The sequence below is a fragment of the Gaetbulibacter sp. M240 genome (assembly GCF_043876815.1).
In the GTDB taxonomy this organism is placed as follows: Bacteria; Bacteroidota; Bacteroidia; order Flavobacteriales; family Flavobacteriaceae; genus Gaetbulibacter_A.
The window spans coordinates 979191-996553 of record NZ_JBAWKA010000001.1 but is presented as its reverse complement, the minus strand read 5'-3'; the positions used below and the strand labels follow the sequence as shown (position 1 = coordinate 996553).

Annotated in this window: 12 protein-coding genes and 1 tRNA gene; 8 read left to right on the top strand and 5 right to left on the bottom strand. The window is 36.7% G+C overall.

From position 1 onward, the window contains the following. Positions 1-5 precede the first annotated feature (5 nt). Together kduI and V8G61_RS04440 are read right to left on the bottom strand one after the other, a co-directional pair. Positions 6-848: a 5-dehydro-4-deoxy-D-glucuronate isomerase gene (kduI, locus tag V8G61_RS04445; RefSeq protein ID WP_394874242.1), complete on the bottom strand. Its 843-nt coding sequence runs from the start codon at positions 846-848 to the stop codon at positions 6-8. Positions 849-899: 51 nt separating this feature from the next. Then, complete coding sequence (locus tag V8G61_RS04440) at positions 900-2495, bottom strand: alpha-L-fucosidase (protein WP_394874241.1); 1596 nt, start codon at positions 2493-2495, stop codon at positions 900-902. 551 nt (positions 2496-3046) lie between these two features. Between V8G61_RS04440 and V8G61_RS04435 the strand changes: the two genes are divergently transcribed. The 3 genes from V8G61_RS04435 (at position 3047) to V8G61_RS04425 (ending at position 9526) form a co-directional block, all read left to right on the top strand. Then, positions 3047-4603, top strand: a complete 1557-nt coding sequence (locus V8G61_RS04435; RefSeq protein WP_394874240.1) for an arylsulfatase — start codon at positions 3047-3049, stop codon at positions 4601-4603. Positions 4604-4713: 110 nt separating this feature from the next. Further along, the gene (locus V8G61_RS04430; RefSeq protein WP_394874239.1) at positions 4714-6807 is read left to right on the top strand and encodes a polysaccharide lyase family 8 super-sandwich domain-containing protein; all 2094 of its coding nucleotides are present in this window, start codon (positions 4714-4716) and stop codon (positions 6805-6807) included. A 43-nt stretch (positions 6808-6850) separates the two neighbouring features. After that, complete coding sequence (locus V8G61_RS04425) at positions 6851-9526, top strand: family 78 glycoside hydrolase catalytic domain (RefSeq protein WP_394874238.1); 2676 nt, start codon at positions 6851-6853, stop codon at positions 9524-9526. 184 nt (positions 9527-9710) lie between these two features. On the opposite strand, the gene V8G61_RS04420 is transcribed toward V8G61_RS04425, so the two are convergent. Continuing rightward, positions 9711-11171: a sulfatase gene (locus tag V8G61_RS04420; RefSeq protein ID WP_394874236.1), complete on the bottom strand. Its 1461-nt coding sequence runs from the start codon at positions 11169-11171 to the stop codon at positions 9711-9713. Positions 11172-11987: 816 nt separating this feature from the next. On the opposite strand from V8G61_RS04420, the gene V8G61_RS04415 reads away from it, so the two are divergent. Beyond that, entirely contained in the window at positions 11988-12986 is a 999-nt protein-coding gene (locus V8G61_RS04415) for an alpha/beta fold hydrolase (RefSeq protein WP_394874235.1), read from the top strand. A 231-nt stretch (positions 12987-13217) separates the two neighbouring features. Here V8G61_RS04415 and V8G61_RS04410 read toward each other — a convergent pair whose 3' ends face one another. Together V8G61_RS04410 and V8G61_RS04405 are read right to left on the bottom strand one after the other, a co-directional pair. Continuing rightward, positions 13218-14474: a site-specific integrase gene (locus tag V8G61_RS04410; RefSeq protein WP_394874234.1), complete on the bottom strand. Its 1257-nt coding sequence runs from the start codon at positions 14472-14474 to the stop codon at positions 13218-13220. Between the two features lie 216 nt (positions 14475-14690). Beyond that, positions 14691-14767, bottom strand: a tRNA-Arg gene (locus V8G61_RS04405). A gap of 84 nt (positions 14768-14851) precedes the next feature. On the opposite strand from V8G61_RS04405, the gene V8G61_RS04400 reads away from it, so the two are divergent. From V8G61_RS04400 to V8G61_RS04385, 4 genes are read left to right on the top strand one after another with little or no spacing between them, the layout of a single operon-like run. Beyond that, complete coding sequence (locus V8G61_RS04400; protein WP_394874233.1) at positions 14852-15487, top strand: Crp/Fnr family transcriptional regulator; 636 nt, start codon at positions 14852-14854, stop codon at positions 15485-15487. Between the two features lie 52 nt (positions 15488-15539). After that, on the top strand, positions 15540-16097 hold the full coding sequence (locus V8G61_RS04395; protein WP_394874232.1) for a YeeE/YedE family protein: 558 nt from the start codon (positions 15540-15542) through the stop codon (positions 16095-16097). 4 nt (positions 16098-16101) lie between these two features. Next, entirely contained in the window at positions 16102-16515 is a 414-nt protein-coding gene (locus tag V8G61_RS04390; protein WP_394874231.1) for a DUF6691 family protein, read from the top strand. Beyond that, the gene (locus V8G61_RS04385) at positions 16516-17307 is read left to right on the top strand and encodes a sulfite exporter TauE/SafE family protein (RefSeq protein WP_394874230.1); all 792 of its coding nucleotides are present in this window, start codon (positions 16516-16518) and stop codon (positions 17305-17307) included. Positions 17308-17363: the final 56 nt, after the last annotated feature.

Genomic DNA, 17363 nt, shown 5'->3' with positions numbered 1-17363 from the left:
AGTATTTATTTTAAATCCGTTATTTTACAAACATCCATATCGCCGTAATCTAGATTCTCACCGGCCATACCCCAGATAAAAGAATAGTTACTGGTTCCGGATCCACAATGGATAGACCATGGTGGTGAAATTACAGCTTCCTCATTTTGAACCCAAAGATGTCTGGTTTCCTTTGGTTGCCCCATAAGATGGCATACAGCCTGATCCTCAGGAACTTCAAAATAGAAATAAACTTCCATACGTCTGTCATGAACATGAGCAGGCATTGTATTCCAACTACTGCCTACTTTAAGGGAAGTCATTCCCATTTGTAGCTGACAAACATCTACAACACTATTAACAATATATTTTCGGAGTGTTCTTGCATTGGCTGTTTCCGCTGATCCCAATTCGATCACCTCAACATCGTCAATACTAATTTTTTTAATTGGATAGCTTTTGTGGGCCGGTGTTGAATTTATATAAAACTTAGCTGGATTATTGGCCTCGTTACTATGGAAGGAGACACTTTTATTCCCCTTGCCTATATATAAGGCCTCTCTATAATCAATATCATATGTTGTTCCATCTACAGAAACTTTTCCCCTGCCTCCAATATTAATGATCCCCATTTCGCGGCGCTCAAGAAAGTAAGAGGCTTTTAGAGGATCGATGGTTTCTAACTTCAAGGTCTTGTTCAAAGGCATAATACCTCCTGTTATAAAACGGTCGTAATGCGAATACGTCAGATTAATTTGATCTGCTTCAAAAAGACCTTTCACTAAAAATTCTTTTCTTAAATCTTCAGTACACAGGGTATTTACTTCTCGGGGTGACGCGGCATTGCGTATTTCAATATTTAATGACATAATATCTAATTTATTTAAAGATTTGAACAGGGCGAAAGTTGATTCTTTGAATCAATTTGCTCGATACAAAATCCATTCATTTAATGTAGGCTCTTTTGATTCAATTATTCTTAATCTAAACCTACGTGCATTTATTGGAACAATTTTATCCAAATAACCCCTACCATTTGTGGTAAATTTGGTTGCCGAATTCCAAATTCCATCTTTCCTATATTGGATTTCAATAATTTGACTCCTTTTGTCCCAGGTATGCCAAGGTTCTACCACAGAAATGGCACCTATTGAAATTTCCTTTCCTAAATCAATTTCAAGCCATGGATTTCCATCATCTTCAGAAGGTTGCCATTTATTTTTTGGATCACCGTCGGTTAAATACGCTGGATTAGTTCCAGCTTTTGTTGAAGAAGAAATTACCTTCTTTCCAGCGGACGGAAGCGGCAAAACAAGAGGTTCACCTTCCACCTCCAAAGCGATTACAGATACATTCTTATCAGGCGCGGTTAAGGGGAGATTTATACTATTCTTTAGCCTAGTTTTCCGAACTTCTAAGGCTAAATCAGGAGCTGTTAGCAAATACGCCTTTGTAACTCTATTGAGCAAAGGAACAGCCAGTTCTCCATCGTCAGGCCAATCAAACACGTGTAAATAAAGTTTATTTCCTTTTTGAGTACAACGACCCCATGGTAAGTATTGAAATGGGCTGGCAGTAGTTCCATAAATAGATTCTCCATTTAATTTCATCCATAGACCAACCTCTTTTAAACGATCAATACTAGGTTGAGGAATAAGCCCCTGAGATGTCGGCCCTACATTCAACAGGTAGTTACCCCCCTTGCTTACAATATCAATAAAGGTTTGTAAAATTATTTTAGTTGACTTCCAATTGTTATCAGTGGATTTGTACCCCCAGGTATCATTCATGGTCATACAAGTTTCCCAGTTTCTACCTGGAAAGCCTGTTTGAGGTACAAATTGTTCAGGTGTATCTGTATCACCGTTATACCCTCCACCCAATCTGTTATTGGTAATTAAACTTGGATATTGATTTATAACTGGTAAAAATTTATCAGCCCTTTCCTTGGTCATTTTTATGGGGGTATCCCACCATAATATATTTACTTCACCATAATTCTTTAAAATTTCCTGAACTTGTGGAACGGCAACATTAGCTAGGTATTCGTCCATATTACCTTGTTGTGCAACATCCCAGTGACCGCCTTTTGCTGCAGCTCCTCCAGGATTATTCCAGTCCTGAGCCTGAGAGTAATAGAAGCCAAGTTTTATACCTTCCCTATGACAAGCTTCAGCAAGAGGTTTTAGCAAATCTTTCCCATAAGGAGTGGCATCTACCACATTCCACCCGGAAACCTTTGAATCAAAAAGAGCAAATCCATCATGATGCTTCGAGGTAATGATTAAATATTTCATTCCTGTATCTTTAGCCAGTTTAACCCATGATTCGGGATCATATTTAACTGGATTAAACTGCCTAGCATATGCCTTGTAATCTTGTACGGGAATCCTTCCATGATTCATAATCCATTCACCTATTCCCAGAACCTCCTTCCCTTTATAAATTCCTGCAGGTACAGAATATACCCCCCAATGAATAAACATCCCGAATTTAGCCTCTTTCCACCAATCCATTTTCCCCGAATTTGATTGTGAAAAGATTTGAAGTGAAAAGCACATCAAAAAGCAGAAATTCAGTAAGTTTTTATTCATAAATTATATACAATTATTCCTGATACAAAGTTATATTTCTCATTATTTTTTAAGTTAGAAATTTGAAATTGATTTGTGCGTTTATTGTAAAATCACATTTATTAACTTAAACTAAAATTAATCTTCATAGATTAAGAAATGGTTTATTGATCTCTAACCAATAAAGCTGATGTTTAGGTTCTTGAAAAAGATGCAATTGTTTTTAAAGGATAATTGTTTATTAATTCCGTAGTTTTTTAAATGATTTTCTATAATCAAACTATATCCTTACAAATTTCCCCCGAAGTCAGGCAATAGGTAAAATATATTTACATTTAGGTTTCTGAGTATTTGAATTAACCCGGGAAATTCATCCTTTTCTGGTCTACTTTAATTATTAAGGACAATGTTCAGTAAAACTTTTTTAAAAAATTGAAACCACTTTGTTAAAACATAAAGCTCAAAACTTCATTATTAAAGACATATTAAAACCAATGAAAACTAAACATTTTATACTTTTATTAATCTTTACATCAGTGGTCGTATTCGCCATCTTGTCATTTGGCAAAAAAGTTACGCCAAGTAAGCCAAACATTGTTTTTATTCTGGCTGATGATCTTGGATACGGCGATATTACAAGTCTTAATAAAAATAGTAAAATACCAACGCCTAATATTGATGAAATTGCTAATAGTGGTGTTATTTTCACAGATGCGCATTCTAGTTCCGCTGTTTGTACGCCTACGCGATACGGCATTTTAACTGGTCGTTACAATTGGCGCTCCAAACAGAAAAGAGGTGTTTTAGGAGGGTATTCTAAGGCTTTAATTTCTGATGATCGAACTACAATGGCTCATATGTTGAAAAAGCAAGGTTACACCACAGCAGCAATAGGAAAATGGCATTTGGGTTGGGATTGGAACAATATTGAAAAAGGAAACGATAGTGTTGACTACTCCAAACCCATCTTTAACGGTCCTACTGCCAGAGGTTTCGACTATTTTTATGGGTTTAATGGATCACTGGATATGCCTCCTTACGTATACGTGGAAAACGATATGCCAACTTCAATCCCTAACCATGAAACCGTTGGGAATAACAAAAACCCAAGTCAAGAGGGCTACAATGGTGCCTTATGGAGAAAAGGTCCTACTGGAAGCGATTTCAATCATCAGGAGTGCTTACCAAACCTTACAAGTAGAATTGTAAAATATATTGAAGAAAAAGCACCCGGAAAGCAGCCTTATTTTGCTTACTATCCAATGCCGGCACCTCATACCCCAATTTTACCGTCTAAAGAATTTGAGGGTAAATCCGGCTTAAATTCGTATGCTGATTTTGTAATGATGGTAGACCATGAAGTAGGAAAAATAGTCGAAGCTATACGTAGAACCGGTGAAGAAGACAATACAATTATCGTTTTAACCTCCGATAACGGTTGCTCTCCTTTGGCAGATTTCAATACCCTATTGAGTAAAGGGCATAATCCAAGTTTTGTTTTCCGAGGCCATAAAGCTGATTTATTTGAAGGCGGACACCGCATTCCTTGTATTGTAAAATGGCCAGCAGTTATAAAAGAAAAACATGAGGTGTCGCAGACTATATGCTTAACAGACTTCATGGCAACTTTTGCCAAAATTGCAGGATATAGACTCGCTGATAATGAGGCTGAAGACAGTTACAATTTACTCCCAGTTCTAACAAACCCAGGGAATAAAAAGATAATTCGGGAAGCAACAGTAGGTCATTCCATTAACGGTAGTTTTACAATACTTAAAGATGATTGGAAATTGTTACTAGCACCAGGCTCTGGCGGATGGAGTTTTCCTCGACCGGGAAAAGACACCATGGGATTGCCTCCGATTCAATTATACAACTTAAAATCGGATATAGATGAAAAGAACAACGTGTATAAAGAACACCCAAAAGTTGTTAAAGAGTTAAAATCCTTATTAAAAAAGTACATTGTAGAAGGCCGAAGTACACCTGGAAGACCTCAAAAAAATGATGGAAAATATCCCTGGCCACAAATACAAGACATTATTAATTAGTAATTAAACAAAATATCGAAACCAAATACTTGTAATTATTTTTGAAATTGATATTGAAATAATTCCTGAAAAATAAAATGTTTTAATATGATTTATTCAAATTGTTGACTATGAAAAAAAATATTGTAATCCTCTATATTTTAATGGCGTCCTTCCACATGGTATGGGGAATATCTTCCAACCCAATTCCTCAAATTAAGGATAAACTTTTTGATCTTTCAATGGAAAGAATGTACCGAAATGAAGATTTTACCAATACGCAAAGAAAGAAAATTATTAAACTTTTAGATTCAAACGGTTCTTGGAAGGACATAAATTATCAGGGAGACTCAAGAAGTTCGTGGGAACCTAGCGAACATTGGAGACGTTTGTTTGAACTTTCGTTTTTATACCAAAGTAAAAAAGGACCTTATTATCACGATGAAAAATTAAAAGGTAAAATCATCAGTGCGATAAGGTATTGGATGAACAATAAACCTCTTTCGCAAAATGTTTGGTGGAACGGTATTGGAATACCCTTAGCTATAGGAAAAGTTTATATTCTCATGGAAAAAGAAATCCCAAAGGATTTAATGGATCAGGGGATTGAACTTATAAATAGAAATATTAAAAGTGATTATTACCACTTTGGTGGCGTTGCTACTGCTCAAAATTTATTATGGCTCACTTATGCTCATATTTATTCTTCATGTTTATCAAATGATCAAATTGGGCTAAAAAGGGCTTTTACATCTGCTTCTAAGGAAATTACAATTTCGGAGAAAGAAGGTATTCAACCTGATTATAGTTTTCATCAGCATGGCCCACAATTTTACTCTTTCGGATATGGCGCAACATTCACACTGACAAGTACCCATTTGATTTATTTAGCCCAGGATACACCCTTTCAATTTTCTAAGGACAAAATAGAAACAATATCTCATTATATCTTGGATGGGCAACAATGGGCTACCCGAAACCAAGTGCTGGAATACGCTGCCATGGGAAGAGTAGTTTCCAGAAATATTTCAAATTTAAATAGCATTTTAAATGCTATAACGCTAATGTCGCGTATAGATGTTAATCGACAATCCGAATATCAAGAATTTTATAACCAGTTAAAAACTGGAGAGAGAAAAACACCATTAATTGGAAATCGTTATTATAATTATTCTGATTTTATGGTGCACCAAAGACCAGAGTATTATTTTTCGTTAAAAGGCGCATCAAAAGAAATCATTGCCAGCGAATCTGGTAATGGCGAAAACTTAAAAGGCCATTATTTAGGACACGGAACTTATTACCTTATTAAAGACGGTAATGAATACAAATCAATTTTCCCTTTACTAAACTGGAAGCAATTACCTGGTTCATTAGTGGAACAAGATACCCTAAAACTTCCACTAATTGAATGGGGAAAGAATAATTATGGTAATACCGAATTTGTATTTGGAGTTAGTGACAGTTTGTACGGTGCTTTTGGTTATGATTATGTTAAGGGAAATGTAAGAGCCAAAAGAGGGTGGTTTCTTTTTAATGAGGAGATTATAGCTTTAGTTTCAGGACTTAATTATGATTCCGATAATGATTTGTATCAATCCATAAATCAATGTTATGTTAATGGAAGTATTTGGGTAAATAACCAAAAGATGAAAGGAGCAATATTTAACGATAGTAAGGTTAAAAAAGTGTTTCATAATTCTGTAGGATATATAATTAAATCAGAACCTTTTACAACTGAAGTTACTGCAAAAATGGAAACTGGATCCTGGTCAGAAATCAATGTAGGCAAAAGCAGTGAACCAATTTCAAAAAAAATATTTTCCCTGAATCTTAACTTAGGTAAGCATTTGGAAAACCAAAGTTTTATGTATGCTATTTTGCCTAATATGACCCTTAATACTTTTAAAACCTTTAAACTAGAGGATACTATTGAACTTTTAAAAAACAATGCAGAAATTCAAGCGGTCTATCATAAAAAGTTAAACCAGGTTCAAGCTATATTTTACGAAGCGGGGGATTTGCTTTTACCTTGGGGCCAACATTTAAAATTAAATAAACCGGGACTTGTAATGGTAAAAATAGTAGACAATCAGTTAGTGATTAACATGAATCCTCAATTAGATTCTACAACTTATAAAACAGAAATTAACAAAGATTTTAAATCAAATAAAAATATTCTGGAGCTGAGCATATCCGATGTTATAAAGAGTGATAAATTTTAATAGTAAATAAATCAAAGTTAGTATAAATGAAAAATACCATTTCATGTTTAAACCCATATACCTATCTGTTTTAGTAATTATTTTCTTTACCTCTTGCGGGTCGGACACAGGTTCGATTAACCCTACTGATTTAAAGGTAGAGCATTTGACTGCTCCGTTAGGCTTAGATACTTCAGAACCCCGATTATCGTGGAAAATAGAGTCAACAGGACCAAATCTAGTACAAACTAGATATCATATTTCCGTGGATACTGATTCAATAGCGGTAGCAAACGGATTGGGGACTCTTTTGAACCAGAATGCCCAATCGGATGAAAACCTACTAATTTATAATGGAAAGCCACTAAAGCCCTTTACAAAATATTATTGGGGCATTCAGATTTCAACGAGTAATAGTCGAAAAAGTGATGTCCGAGTGTCATCTTTCGAAACGGGGATGATGGATAAGTCCAATTGGGAAGGAAGTTGGATTACCGATGTAGAGGATATAAACCTAAAACCCGCTCCCTATTTCAGAAAGGAATTTGAATTGCCAAAAAAGGTACTTCGTGCCAGGGCCTACATTACAGCCGCAGGCCTGTATGAACTTACACTGAACGGTCAGAAAGTGAGCGACAATTGGCTAGAGCCCATTTACACGCGGTTCGATAGGCGAAATCTGTATGTGACTCACGATGTCACCTCTTATTTTAAAGATGGCAAAATTGCCGTTGGTGTATTATTGGGAAATGGCTGGTACAACCATCAATCTACTGCCGTATGGAACTTTCATGAAGCCGGATGGCGAAATAGACCACGTTTTTTAATGAACATTCGGGTTTGGTTTACAGATGGTTCCAGCGAGGTTCTGGCCACCGATAGATCATGGAGAACCCAATTGTCCCCCGTGGTGTTCAACAGCATCTATACCGCCGAACACTATGATGCACGACTCGAACTTCCAGGATGGGACCAAGTTAACTATGATGATAGCAACTGGAATACAGCGTTAGAGGTAAAAGCACCTTCAGACAAAATTACTGCCGAAGTGATGCTCCCTATTACTGGCGAGAAATTGGAATTTGCCAAAATGGAAAAACGTAATGACAGGGTATATATTTTTGATTTAAGCAGGAATATAGCTGGAGTTACGGAACTCAGGGTGCAGGGAAACAAAGGAACACGGATCAAAATTACCCACTCAGAACAATTGGATAGTTTGGGAAATCTTGACCTTTCCAATATCAATGTGCATTACAGACCTAAAGATACGTTGGATCCATTTCAGACCGATATCTATACCCTCAAAGGAATTGGGACCGAGGTTTTCAGGCCACGTTTCAACTACAAGGGCTTTCAATATGTTCAAGTTGAGGGGGATAGACCAATCGATATATCACAAGAGGATTTGTCGGCCTATTTTCTGCATAGTGGGGTAACTCCTGTTGGAAAAATACATACCTCAAATGAAACAATCAACAAAATATGGCAGGCTACTAATGCAAGTTATCTATCCAATCTTTTTGGTTATCCCACCGATTGCCCTCAAAGGGAAAAGAATGGCTGGACGGGTGATGCACATATCAATATAGAAACCGGGCTCTATAATTTTGATACCATTAGAGTATATGAAAAATGGATGGCAGACCATAAGGACGAACAGCAGGATAATGGGGTATTGCCGGCAATTATACCCACTTGGGGTGGTTGGGGCTATACGTGGGCCAACGGACCCGACTGGACCAGCACAATAGCCATCATCCCCTGGCAATTATATCAGTTTTATGGCGATGATAGGTCTCTAAGGGAAATGTATGACCCGATCAAAAAGTATGTCGACTATATCACCTCCCTTAGCTATGATGGTGGTTTGACCGATTGGGGACTTGGGGATTGGGTGCCAGTAAAATCCGTTACCCCAAAGGAATTTACCTCCTCCATTTATTACTATATAGATGCCTTGATATTATCCAAGGCCGCTCTTCATTTTGGAAAACAGGATGAACACCTGAAGTATGCTCAATTGGCCGAAAACATCAAGAATGCCATAAATAAAAAATATTTGAATGAGGAGACCGGGATCTATGGCAGCGGTTACCAAACCGAACTTAGTGCGCCTCTTTATTGGGGAATTGTTCCAGAAGCCTTAAAGCAAAAAGTGGCGGATAACCTTGCCCTTGAAGTACAAAAAACTAACCATGTTGATGTAGGCCTTTTGGGATCCAGAACCATTTTAGGTGCCTTAAGCGAAAATGGATATGCAGAGCTGGCTTATGTGCTAGCATCGCAAGAAACCTATCCATCATGGGGCTGGTGGATCAAGAATGGAGCTACTACCCTGTTTGAAAATTGGAAAATTGAAGGTTCTAGGGCTTTGTCCAGAAATCATGTAATGTTCGGTGCCATTAGCGGCTGGTTTTTTAAAGGCTTAGGAGGGATAAGACCAGATGAATCGGCACCAGGATTCAAGCATATCCAATTAAAACCCAATTTTGTCAAACCTTTGCAAAGTTTTGAAAGCACCTATAATAGCATACACGGTCCGATCATTTCAAAGTGGGAATGGAAGGGTAATAAAATTGCCTATTTTTGCGAGGTCCCACCTAATAGCTCAGCCACTTTATCAATCAAAGGTAAAACGGCTACCTTGGACGGGAAAACTATTGAAACAGTTTCGAATGGGCAAATGGAGATAACCGTAGGTCCAGGAAATTATAATTTTCAGATAACACCAAATTGACCTAAAAAATTTTAATAAGCAAAACTATATTAAGACGTTTAAAAGAATTTGAATTGACGAAAGTATCATGATTTCTACCCGGCGAAGCTAAAATTCAAACTTCAATGATTGGCTCTTTTGAAGTCTAAAATTACCGAAACTTAATACGATTAGCAATTGCTAAGAAAATTGAATGCCAGGTATTTTATTCGATACCTAACTGCTCTGCCGAAGCTTCATAGGAAAGATGGCCAGTAGAACCTTTGCCTAATACTTCATGATATTCTTTAGGGATTTGTGCACGATGTTTTTCTATTATTTCAAAGTAATCCTTATTACTAATTTCATTATGCCATTCCATTGGATCTTTTGTATGGTCATAGAATTCCTCAGATCCATCTATATATTGGATGAATCGGTACTTTTCTGATACAATGGCATAATTCCCCGGGCCGAAACTGGTTCTTGCATAATGCAGCCATTCACGTTCGGTATTTTGTAATAAAGGAACAAGCGAAATACCTTCATGTTTAGAGTCCTCTTCAAGTTCGCACAGCTCTAATAAGGTAGGATAGATATCCAATAGCTGAACAGGTTTTTGGCACACTCTTCCTTCAGGAATACCAGGTCCCATAATTATTAAGGGAACTCTCGTTCCATCTTCCCACAAACTTCTTTTGGCGTAGCGTTCTTTTTCACCAAAATGAAACCCATGATCACTTAAGAGCACAACATAAGTGTTTTTCCCGTATGCTCCTTCATCCAAAGCTTTAAGAACCCGACCAACCTGTTCATCCACAAAACTTACGCAGGCCAAATAGGACTGCACAAGTGGTTTCCATTGATCATTTTGAATTACCCAATCATGTTTAGGAGATACGTGCCTTAGTCTGGTTATGTTCAACCCGTAGGGAGAGATATCATCCAAATCTCCCCTTATCGTCTGGGGTAACTTAAGCGATTCCAAAGGATAAAGGTCAAACCATTTTTGAGGTGCGAATTGTGGAACATGCGGACGGTAAAAACCAACACCCAGCCAAAAAGGCTGCTTCTGTTTTTGGGTTAGTTGATCTATGGCCCAACCTGCAATTTTATAATCGGGCATTCGTTCATCACGTTCTGGATAAATGCCCCAATCCCACAAAGGATGACCAGGGTATGAACTTATTTTTTTCTCAGGCATTGGTCCAAAACCCCCAAAATTACCTCCATAATTTGGTATGTGTCTTTCATTGATTCCCTTTGCATTATGAAAAATCTTGCCGGCTGCAGAAACATTATAACCTTCTTGTTGAAACCTTTTCGGCATGACCACATTTTTACTTGCCACTGGAGATTCAGTAATATCAGGATTTAAAAAATAAATGCCTGACGTACTGGGATACAAAGATGTCATCATGCTGGCTCGTGATGGATTGCATACGGGAGCCTGGCAATGGGCATTGGTAAAGAGTATACCACGACTAGCCAGTTTATCGATATGAGGAGTTTTGGCCTGAGGGTGCCCTCCCAATACCCCAATCCAATCATTGAGATCGTCAACGGCAATGAACAGCACATTTGGTTTTTTATCGATTTCGGTTTTTTCCGGATTTTTATCACTCTTGCAAGCCCATAAAACACCTAGAACGGCCAAGGCTAAAACAATTTTCACGTTTACTCTCATTATATTGTTTTATAAAAAATTAAACAAAACTCATTTATAAAATTCGAGGATAAAGCTATGTTTATGATCGAAAATCTAAAAAGACTAATATTCTATAATTAAACTTTAAATCTTAAATATTCATAGCCGGTTACACTACCCCATTTTATGATTTAACACGTATTTCCAATTAAAATTAGGACTAAAATAAAACAAAAAAGCGGCTACGAAAAGGAATAAGAATTAAACCTCTTAATTAAAATTAATTAGATCAAATACACATGAAAATTAAGTAGTCGACAAAACATATTTCCTGATGTTGACTAAGTTCTAAACTTCATCGTGCATACTAACCTTAAATCTCTCCTTTGTTCTAAATGATTTATTACTCTAAGTTATTTGACATCAAACATAAGATGGCCATAATTCAGTTTGGTATGACACAAAACAGGAACAAATTTTTCCAATCAAAATTTTTAATATGAAATTTTCACTATCCCAACTTCAGATGAATAATGGTCACCAATGAAATTAAAAAATCCTAATACATTGTTTTAAAATGTATTAGGATTTATAGTGTAACCCCCAATAGACCTTAATCCAAAACAGATCTTGGAATTTTTTAAGGATTTAAACTGAATCAAAAGAAATAAAAAATCTAATATAAGGTTAGAAACTAATTTAGTGTAAAGTCTAATCTTTAACTTGTGTAAAGGATGTCCCTCAACAAACATTTTACTCAAAATTTATTATCTTCCATATTTGTAATCATATTTCATTTTGTATTTTTCCAAGAAAATATCAATACTTTGTTTGTTAACACTTCCCTTGAGTATTATGCAATCTCAAACTAGTGAAAAGGAATATAGTAGTAAAACAATTAATGTTGATGGATTACAAACACACTATTTAGATTTCGGCGGTCAAGGTTTAAATGTAATATTAGTACATTCTGAGGGTTGGGATGCATATACATATAAAAATTTTGGCCCTCTTTTGACTGAGAATAACAGAGTTTTAGCCATAACTAGAATTGGATATGGCACTTCTGAGATAGGGGGGTATGATGTAAAAAGTCAAGGCAATCATCTCATCAAATTTGCCAATAAATTAAAGATAAAAAAAGCTGTTTTTATTGGCAATGCTTCTGTTTCTGCAGAGTTGACATACCTAGCTGAGAACTTTCCAGAGAGAGTTGCAGGAATTGTTTACTTAAACGGATTATCAGTACAATGGGTAGAAGAAAATTATAAGGATCCGTTTAAGAGTTCTGAAATGTTTTTAAGAGCAAGTCCTAGCTCCAATTCAAAAACCAATTTTGTGGTTATTAATGAGGCTAGAAGAATTTATCGCCCCAAGCATTATAAATACGATTCAGTAAAAATTGAAGTTCCGGCTTTAGCTATTGTAAATAGAAATGGTCGACAAGGATCAGAAAAAGGACTCGGTGCATTAGTATTTATCGGCTCACCTTTTATGGAAGATGTTCGTAATGAGATTCCGCCTTCACGAACAAAAGATTTACTAAATAGAATAGCTGACGATCCTAAATTCAGAGGAGAATTAATTACTAATATTAAAGATTCGGTTGCAAGAAATTATTTTTTAAAACTGGCTAATGATACCATAATGCAAAAGAAAGCATATAAATATCATACTCAATTTACCTACCCTGCAACGCTTGAAGCTCAAGAAAAACTTAAAACTGCATTTGGCAAAAATTTACAACTTGCAAAAATTAATGTAAATCAGATTGTGGGATATGAATACAGAGATTCTCCTGAGCTAATTATTAAGCCAATAAATGAATTTCTAAAACAAATAAATTCGGACTAAGTTAAACGCACCACAACATCGGTTAACGAGCAAATAGCGATTAACGTTCAAAAATGACATTTTTGACTACCTTTAAATAGATAACTTAACCGACAACTAATCGCTTCCCCAGTCCGCTACTTGCGTTAACCGGGTACGTTACCTGCAAGGAAAGACGGCAACAAAGAACTGAGTTAAAAAACAAGAGATATTAAGCTAATTTTGAAACAAAATTCTCGTCTCTCCGGACATTTAACCCGTCTTTGGATTTCTATTTATTTCTTCCTTATTTTTGAGATGTGTTCTAAGGACATTCATATCCTGACTTAATTTTTGCTCCAACACACGCGCGTAAATTTGAGTTGTGGCTATCTTGGTATGGCCTAATAATTTGGATACCGTTTCAATAGGTACCCCGTTGCTCAAGGTGATCGTAGTTGCAAAGGTGTGTCTGGCCATATGGAAGGTCAGATTCTTTTTTATGCCACAAGCCAGGGCGATCTCTTTAAGATAGAAATTTACTTTTTCGTTCGTCATTCTTGGAAAGAGCGTACCCGTTTTTTGGGCTAAAGGATGATCCTGGTATTTTGTGATCAAGAGCTCCGCTTTACCCAAAAGCGGGATCTTGACCTTGGTTTTTGTTTTCTGCCGGTTGGTAACGATCCAGGTTCCGCCATCGATACCCTTGATCAAATTTGATTCTGACAGATTCATTATGTCGATGTAACTAATACCTGTGTAACAGCTGAATACAAATAGATCCCGAACACGGTCCAGACGTTCGACCGTAAAGGGATAGGTTTCTAAATTTGACAACTCATTTTCTGAAAGGAACTCACGCTCCTTTTTCTCGAATACCGGCTTCCAACGGACAAAGGGATCCCGATCGAGCCACTCGATATTATAACCCAAGGTTATTATTTTTCGAAACCGCTGTATGTGTTTCATGACAGTATTTTGGCTCATGTGCCTTGGATGATTTTCCGGAAGGTATGATTGTAAAAAACTTTCGAAATCGCAAAGGAACTTGTAGTCAAGCTGGGAAAGATAAACATCTGTTGTTCCCCTTCCCGACTTCAAAAACTTGTTGATATAATTTTCAGTTATAGCAAAGTTCTTAATGGAACCTTTTGCCAATATAGTTTTGATTTTACCATTGTGGTAGGCTAGTAATTCTTGAAGCGTTTTACTTTTTTCGTTTTCACCGGTATAAACCGATTTAATCAATTGGGCTGTGATGAGTTCTCCCTTGAACTGCAGATTTTGATAGATCTGAAATAGTTGCGTGTATACCTGGTCCAAATAACCATTTATACTTCTTGCCTCCTGGGAATTTCCTTTGAGTCGCTTTTTTACCGGATCCCAAAGTTGCTGTGGAACTTTTCTTTTAAGACTGAGGTTGACTCTTTTTTGGTCTACTGAGACCCGGGCATAAATTAGGATCTCATTATTTAAGGCATTCTTTTTATCTGCCCAAAAATTGATTGAAAACGTGTGTTGTGAACGCATAGTTGTCGTCTTTTAATTAAACAATTGTCCAGACGAAAGTCAAATCAACTATGGAATTCAACATAAAGCTGTCAGTTAACTGACAGGGCTTGTTTTAACTGACATATTACTACCACTTTAATTGATTTTATATCAAATGAAATGTGCCTATTAAAACGCTAAAAACCACATAGTTCATACGAATTATGTGGTTTCGGTGCTGATTAAAACAGCTTTTGGTGACCACGCCAGGATTCAAACCTGGAACCTCTTGAGCCGTAATCAAGTGCGCTATTCAGTTGCGCCACGTGGCCGTTTTTGTGGCTGCAAATATACTATTTTTATTAAATCACAACCAAAATATTTAATCCAAATTTTAATTTGATTATTTTTGAATCATGCAATTAGAACTACTACAGGAAAATTACGGTCACAACCTAGATGATGCACTTATACAAGAAATAGCAGAATCGGGCATTATTAAAACATATGAGAAAGACGATATCATAATCGATATCAATCAAACACTCAAATATATCCCTCTTTTGCTTTCTGGTCACGTGAAGGTTTTACGTGAAGACGACGAGGGTAATGAACTTCTTATTTATGTTTTGGAAGCCGGTGAAACCTGCACCATGTCCCTTACCTGTTGCATGGGTACTCATAAAAGTAAAATCAGAGCGGTAGCTGAAAAGAAATCGACTTTACTGATGATACCGGTAGAAAAAATGACAAACTGGTTCCACAACAATGAAAGTTGGCGCAATTTTATTCTAGAAAGTTATCAAATGCGTTTTGATGAAATGCTCCAAACCATTGATAATATCGCATTCATGAAGATGGATGAGCGACTCCTAAAATACCTTAAAAATAAGGCCGGCCTTCATGATTCAAATACAATAAATATTATTCATCAGGAAATTGCCGAAGATTTGCATACTTCTAGAGTTGTCGTTTCGCGCCTTTTAAAGCAACTTGAGAACAGTAAAAAAATAAAACTTAGCAGAAATAAAATTGAACTTTTAGACCTCTAAGTAACATTAATCACATATTACGTTTAAACAATCTATTAACTTTGAAAATCATATGGAATTAATCTTAAATCCTTGGCCATGGTACGTTTCCGGACCACTCATTGCTGCCGTACTGGCCTTGCTTTTGTATTTTGGAAAAACATTTGGCATGTCTTCTAATCTAAGTACATTTTGTGCTATTGCAGGGGGTGGAAGGTACACCAACTTCTTTAAATTTAACTGGAGAGAACAAACATGGAATTTAATGGTTGTTTTAGGAGCTATCATTGGTGGCTACCTTGCTACGCATTTTCTCTCGAACGACAGTCCTATAGATTTGAACCCAACAACAGTTGCTGAACTTCAGGCTTTAGGTTTTAATAATGCCGGTGCCGCATTAATGCCGAAAGAGATTTTTAGCTGGGAGGCTGTCTGGACGCTCAAAGGTCTTTTGATCTTGGTCATTGGAGGTTTACTTATAGGTTTTGGAACGCGTTATGCCGGAGGTTGTACTTCCGGTCATGCCATTACTGGTTTAAGTAGCTTACAAAAGCCATCATTAATAGCCGTTATAGGGTTTTTTATTGGCGGTTTGATCATGACGAATTTTATTTTACCCTTAATCTTTTAGACTCATGAAACATTTAAAATTTTTATTGGTTGGGATATTCTTCGGAATTGTCCTTGTAAAATCTGAAGCGGTTTCATGGTACCGTATCTATGAAATGTTCCGCTTTCAGTCTTTTCATATGTATGGTATAATCGGATCGGCCGTTTTTCTTGGAATCCTCTTTATACAACTTTCGAAACGATCGTTTTTTAAAAGTATAGATGGTGCCAGTATTTTCGTGCCGCTAAAAGAACGTGGCTTTACCCGCTACATCGTTGGTGGTAGTCTGTTTGGCTTGGGTTGGGCAATGATTGGAGCTTGCCCGGGGCCATTGTACGTCCTTTTAGGAACCGGCCTATATACTATTATAATTGTTATTGTGGCGGCGATAATAGGCACTTTTATTTATGGACTTATAAAAGATAAACTACCTCATTAAATGGATACAACGGAACTATTAGGTTATGGCGGTGCGCTTCTGGTTGGTCTGGTATTAGGCCTTATTGGTGGTGGCGGCTCCATACTTACAGTTCCATTACTTGTATATTTATTAGGATACAACCCTGTGGTGGCAACAGCTTATTCTTTATTTGTTGTTGGTTCCACTTCCGTAGTGGGCACCTTTCAAAAATTCAAAAAAGGCATGGTGGATTTTAAAACGGGATTCATGTTTTCCTTTCCTTCGTTTATATCCGTTTACCTCACAAGGCGTTATTTGATATCCCATTTGCCGCAAAATCTTTTTAGCATCGGAAGCTTTGAAATTACTAAGGACATGCTGATCATGGTTCTTTTCGCCATTATTATGCTGCTCGCCGCTTTCTTTATGATAAAAAAAGGCCCTCCAATAGATGAAAACTCCAAGAAACAGGCCTATTATAAAACATTTTTTCAAGGTATTGTTATCGGGGGTCTAACCGGAATTATTGGAGCCGGTGGCGGATTTTTATATGTGCCTGCTTTAGTACTCTGGGCGAAATTACCTATGAAAAAAGCGGTGGGAACCTCACTGATTATCGTAGCAATCAATTCGCTTATTGGTTTTTTTGGTGATGTACAAAACCTAGCCATCAACTGGACTTTTCTACTCATATTTACGAGTATTTCTATCATTGGTATCTTGATTGGCGTATCGCTTACAAAATTTGTAAGCGGTGAAAGATTGAAAAAAAGTTTTGGTTATTTTATTCTTGTTATGGCGGTTTATATTATGTACATGGAATTTAGCTAAATCCTTATGTGACAAAAGTCACAAACCAAACCATTAAGATTTTGTAATTTTGTTCC

What these genes read in the sequence shown, in the direction of transcription:
- kduI (WP_394874242.1), bottom strand. Translation starts at nt 848, where the DNA reads ATGTCATTAAATATTGAAATACGCAATGCCGCGTCACCCCGAGAAGTA.
- V8G61_RS04440 (WP_394874241.1), bottom strand. Translation starts at nt 2,495, where the DNA reads ATGGATTGGTGGAAAGAGGCTAAATTCGGGATGTTTATTCATTGGGGG.
- V8G61_RS04435 (WP_394874240.1), top strand. Translation starts at nt 3,047, where the DNA reads ATGAAAACTAAACATTTTATACTTTTATTAATCTTTACATCAGTGGTC.
- V8G61_RS04430 (WP_394874239.1), top strand. Translation starts at nt 4,714, where the DNA reads ATGAAAAAAAATATTGTAATCCTCTATATTTTAATGGCGTCCTTCCAC.
- V8G61_RS04425 (WP_394874238.1), top strand. Translation starts at nt 6,851, where the DNA reads ATGTTTAAACCCATATACCTATCTGTTTTAGTAATTATTTTCTTTACC.
- V8G61_RS04420 (WP_394874236.1), bottom strand. Translation starts at nt 11,171, where the DNA reads ATGAGAGTAAACGTGAAAATTGTTTTAGCCTTGGCCGTTCTAGGTGTT.
- V8G61_RS04415 (WP_394874235.1), top strand. Translation starts at nt 11,988, where the DNA reads ATGCAATCTCAAACTAGTGAAAAGGAATATAGTAGTAAAACAATTAAT.
- V8G61_RS04410 (WP_394874234.1), bottom strand. Translation starts at nt 14,474, where the DNA reads ATGCGTTCACAACACACGTTTTCAATCAATTTTTGGGCAGATAAAAAG.
- V8G61_RS04400 (WP_394874233.1), top strand. Translation starts at nt 14,852, where the DNA reads ATGCAATTAGAACTACTACAGGAAAATTACGGTCACAACCTAGATGAT.
- V8G61_RS04395 (WP_394874232.1), top strand. Translation starts at nt 15,540, where the DNA reads ATGGAATTAATCTTAAATCCTTGGCCATGGTACGTTTCCGGACCACTC.
- V8G61_RS04390 (WP_394874231.1), top strand. Translation starts at nt 16,102, where the DNA reads ATGAAACATTTAAAATTTTTATTGGTTGGGATATTCTTCGGAATTGTC.
- V8G61_RS04385 (WP_394874230.1), top strand. Translation starts at nt 16,516, where the DNA reads ATGGATACAACGGAACTATTAGGTTATGGCGGTGCGCTTCTGGTTGGT.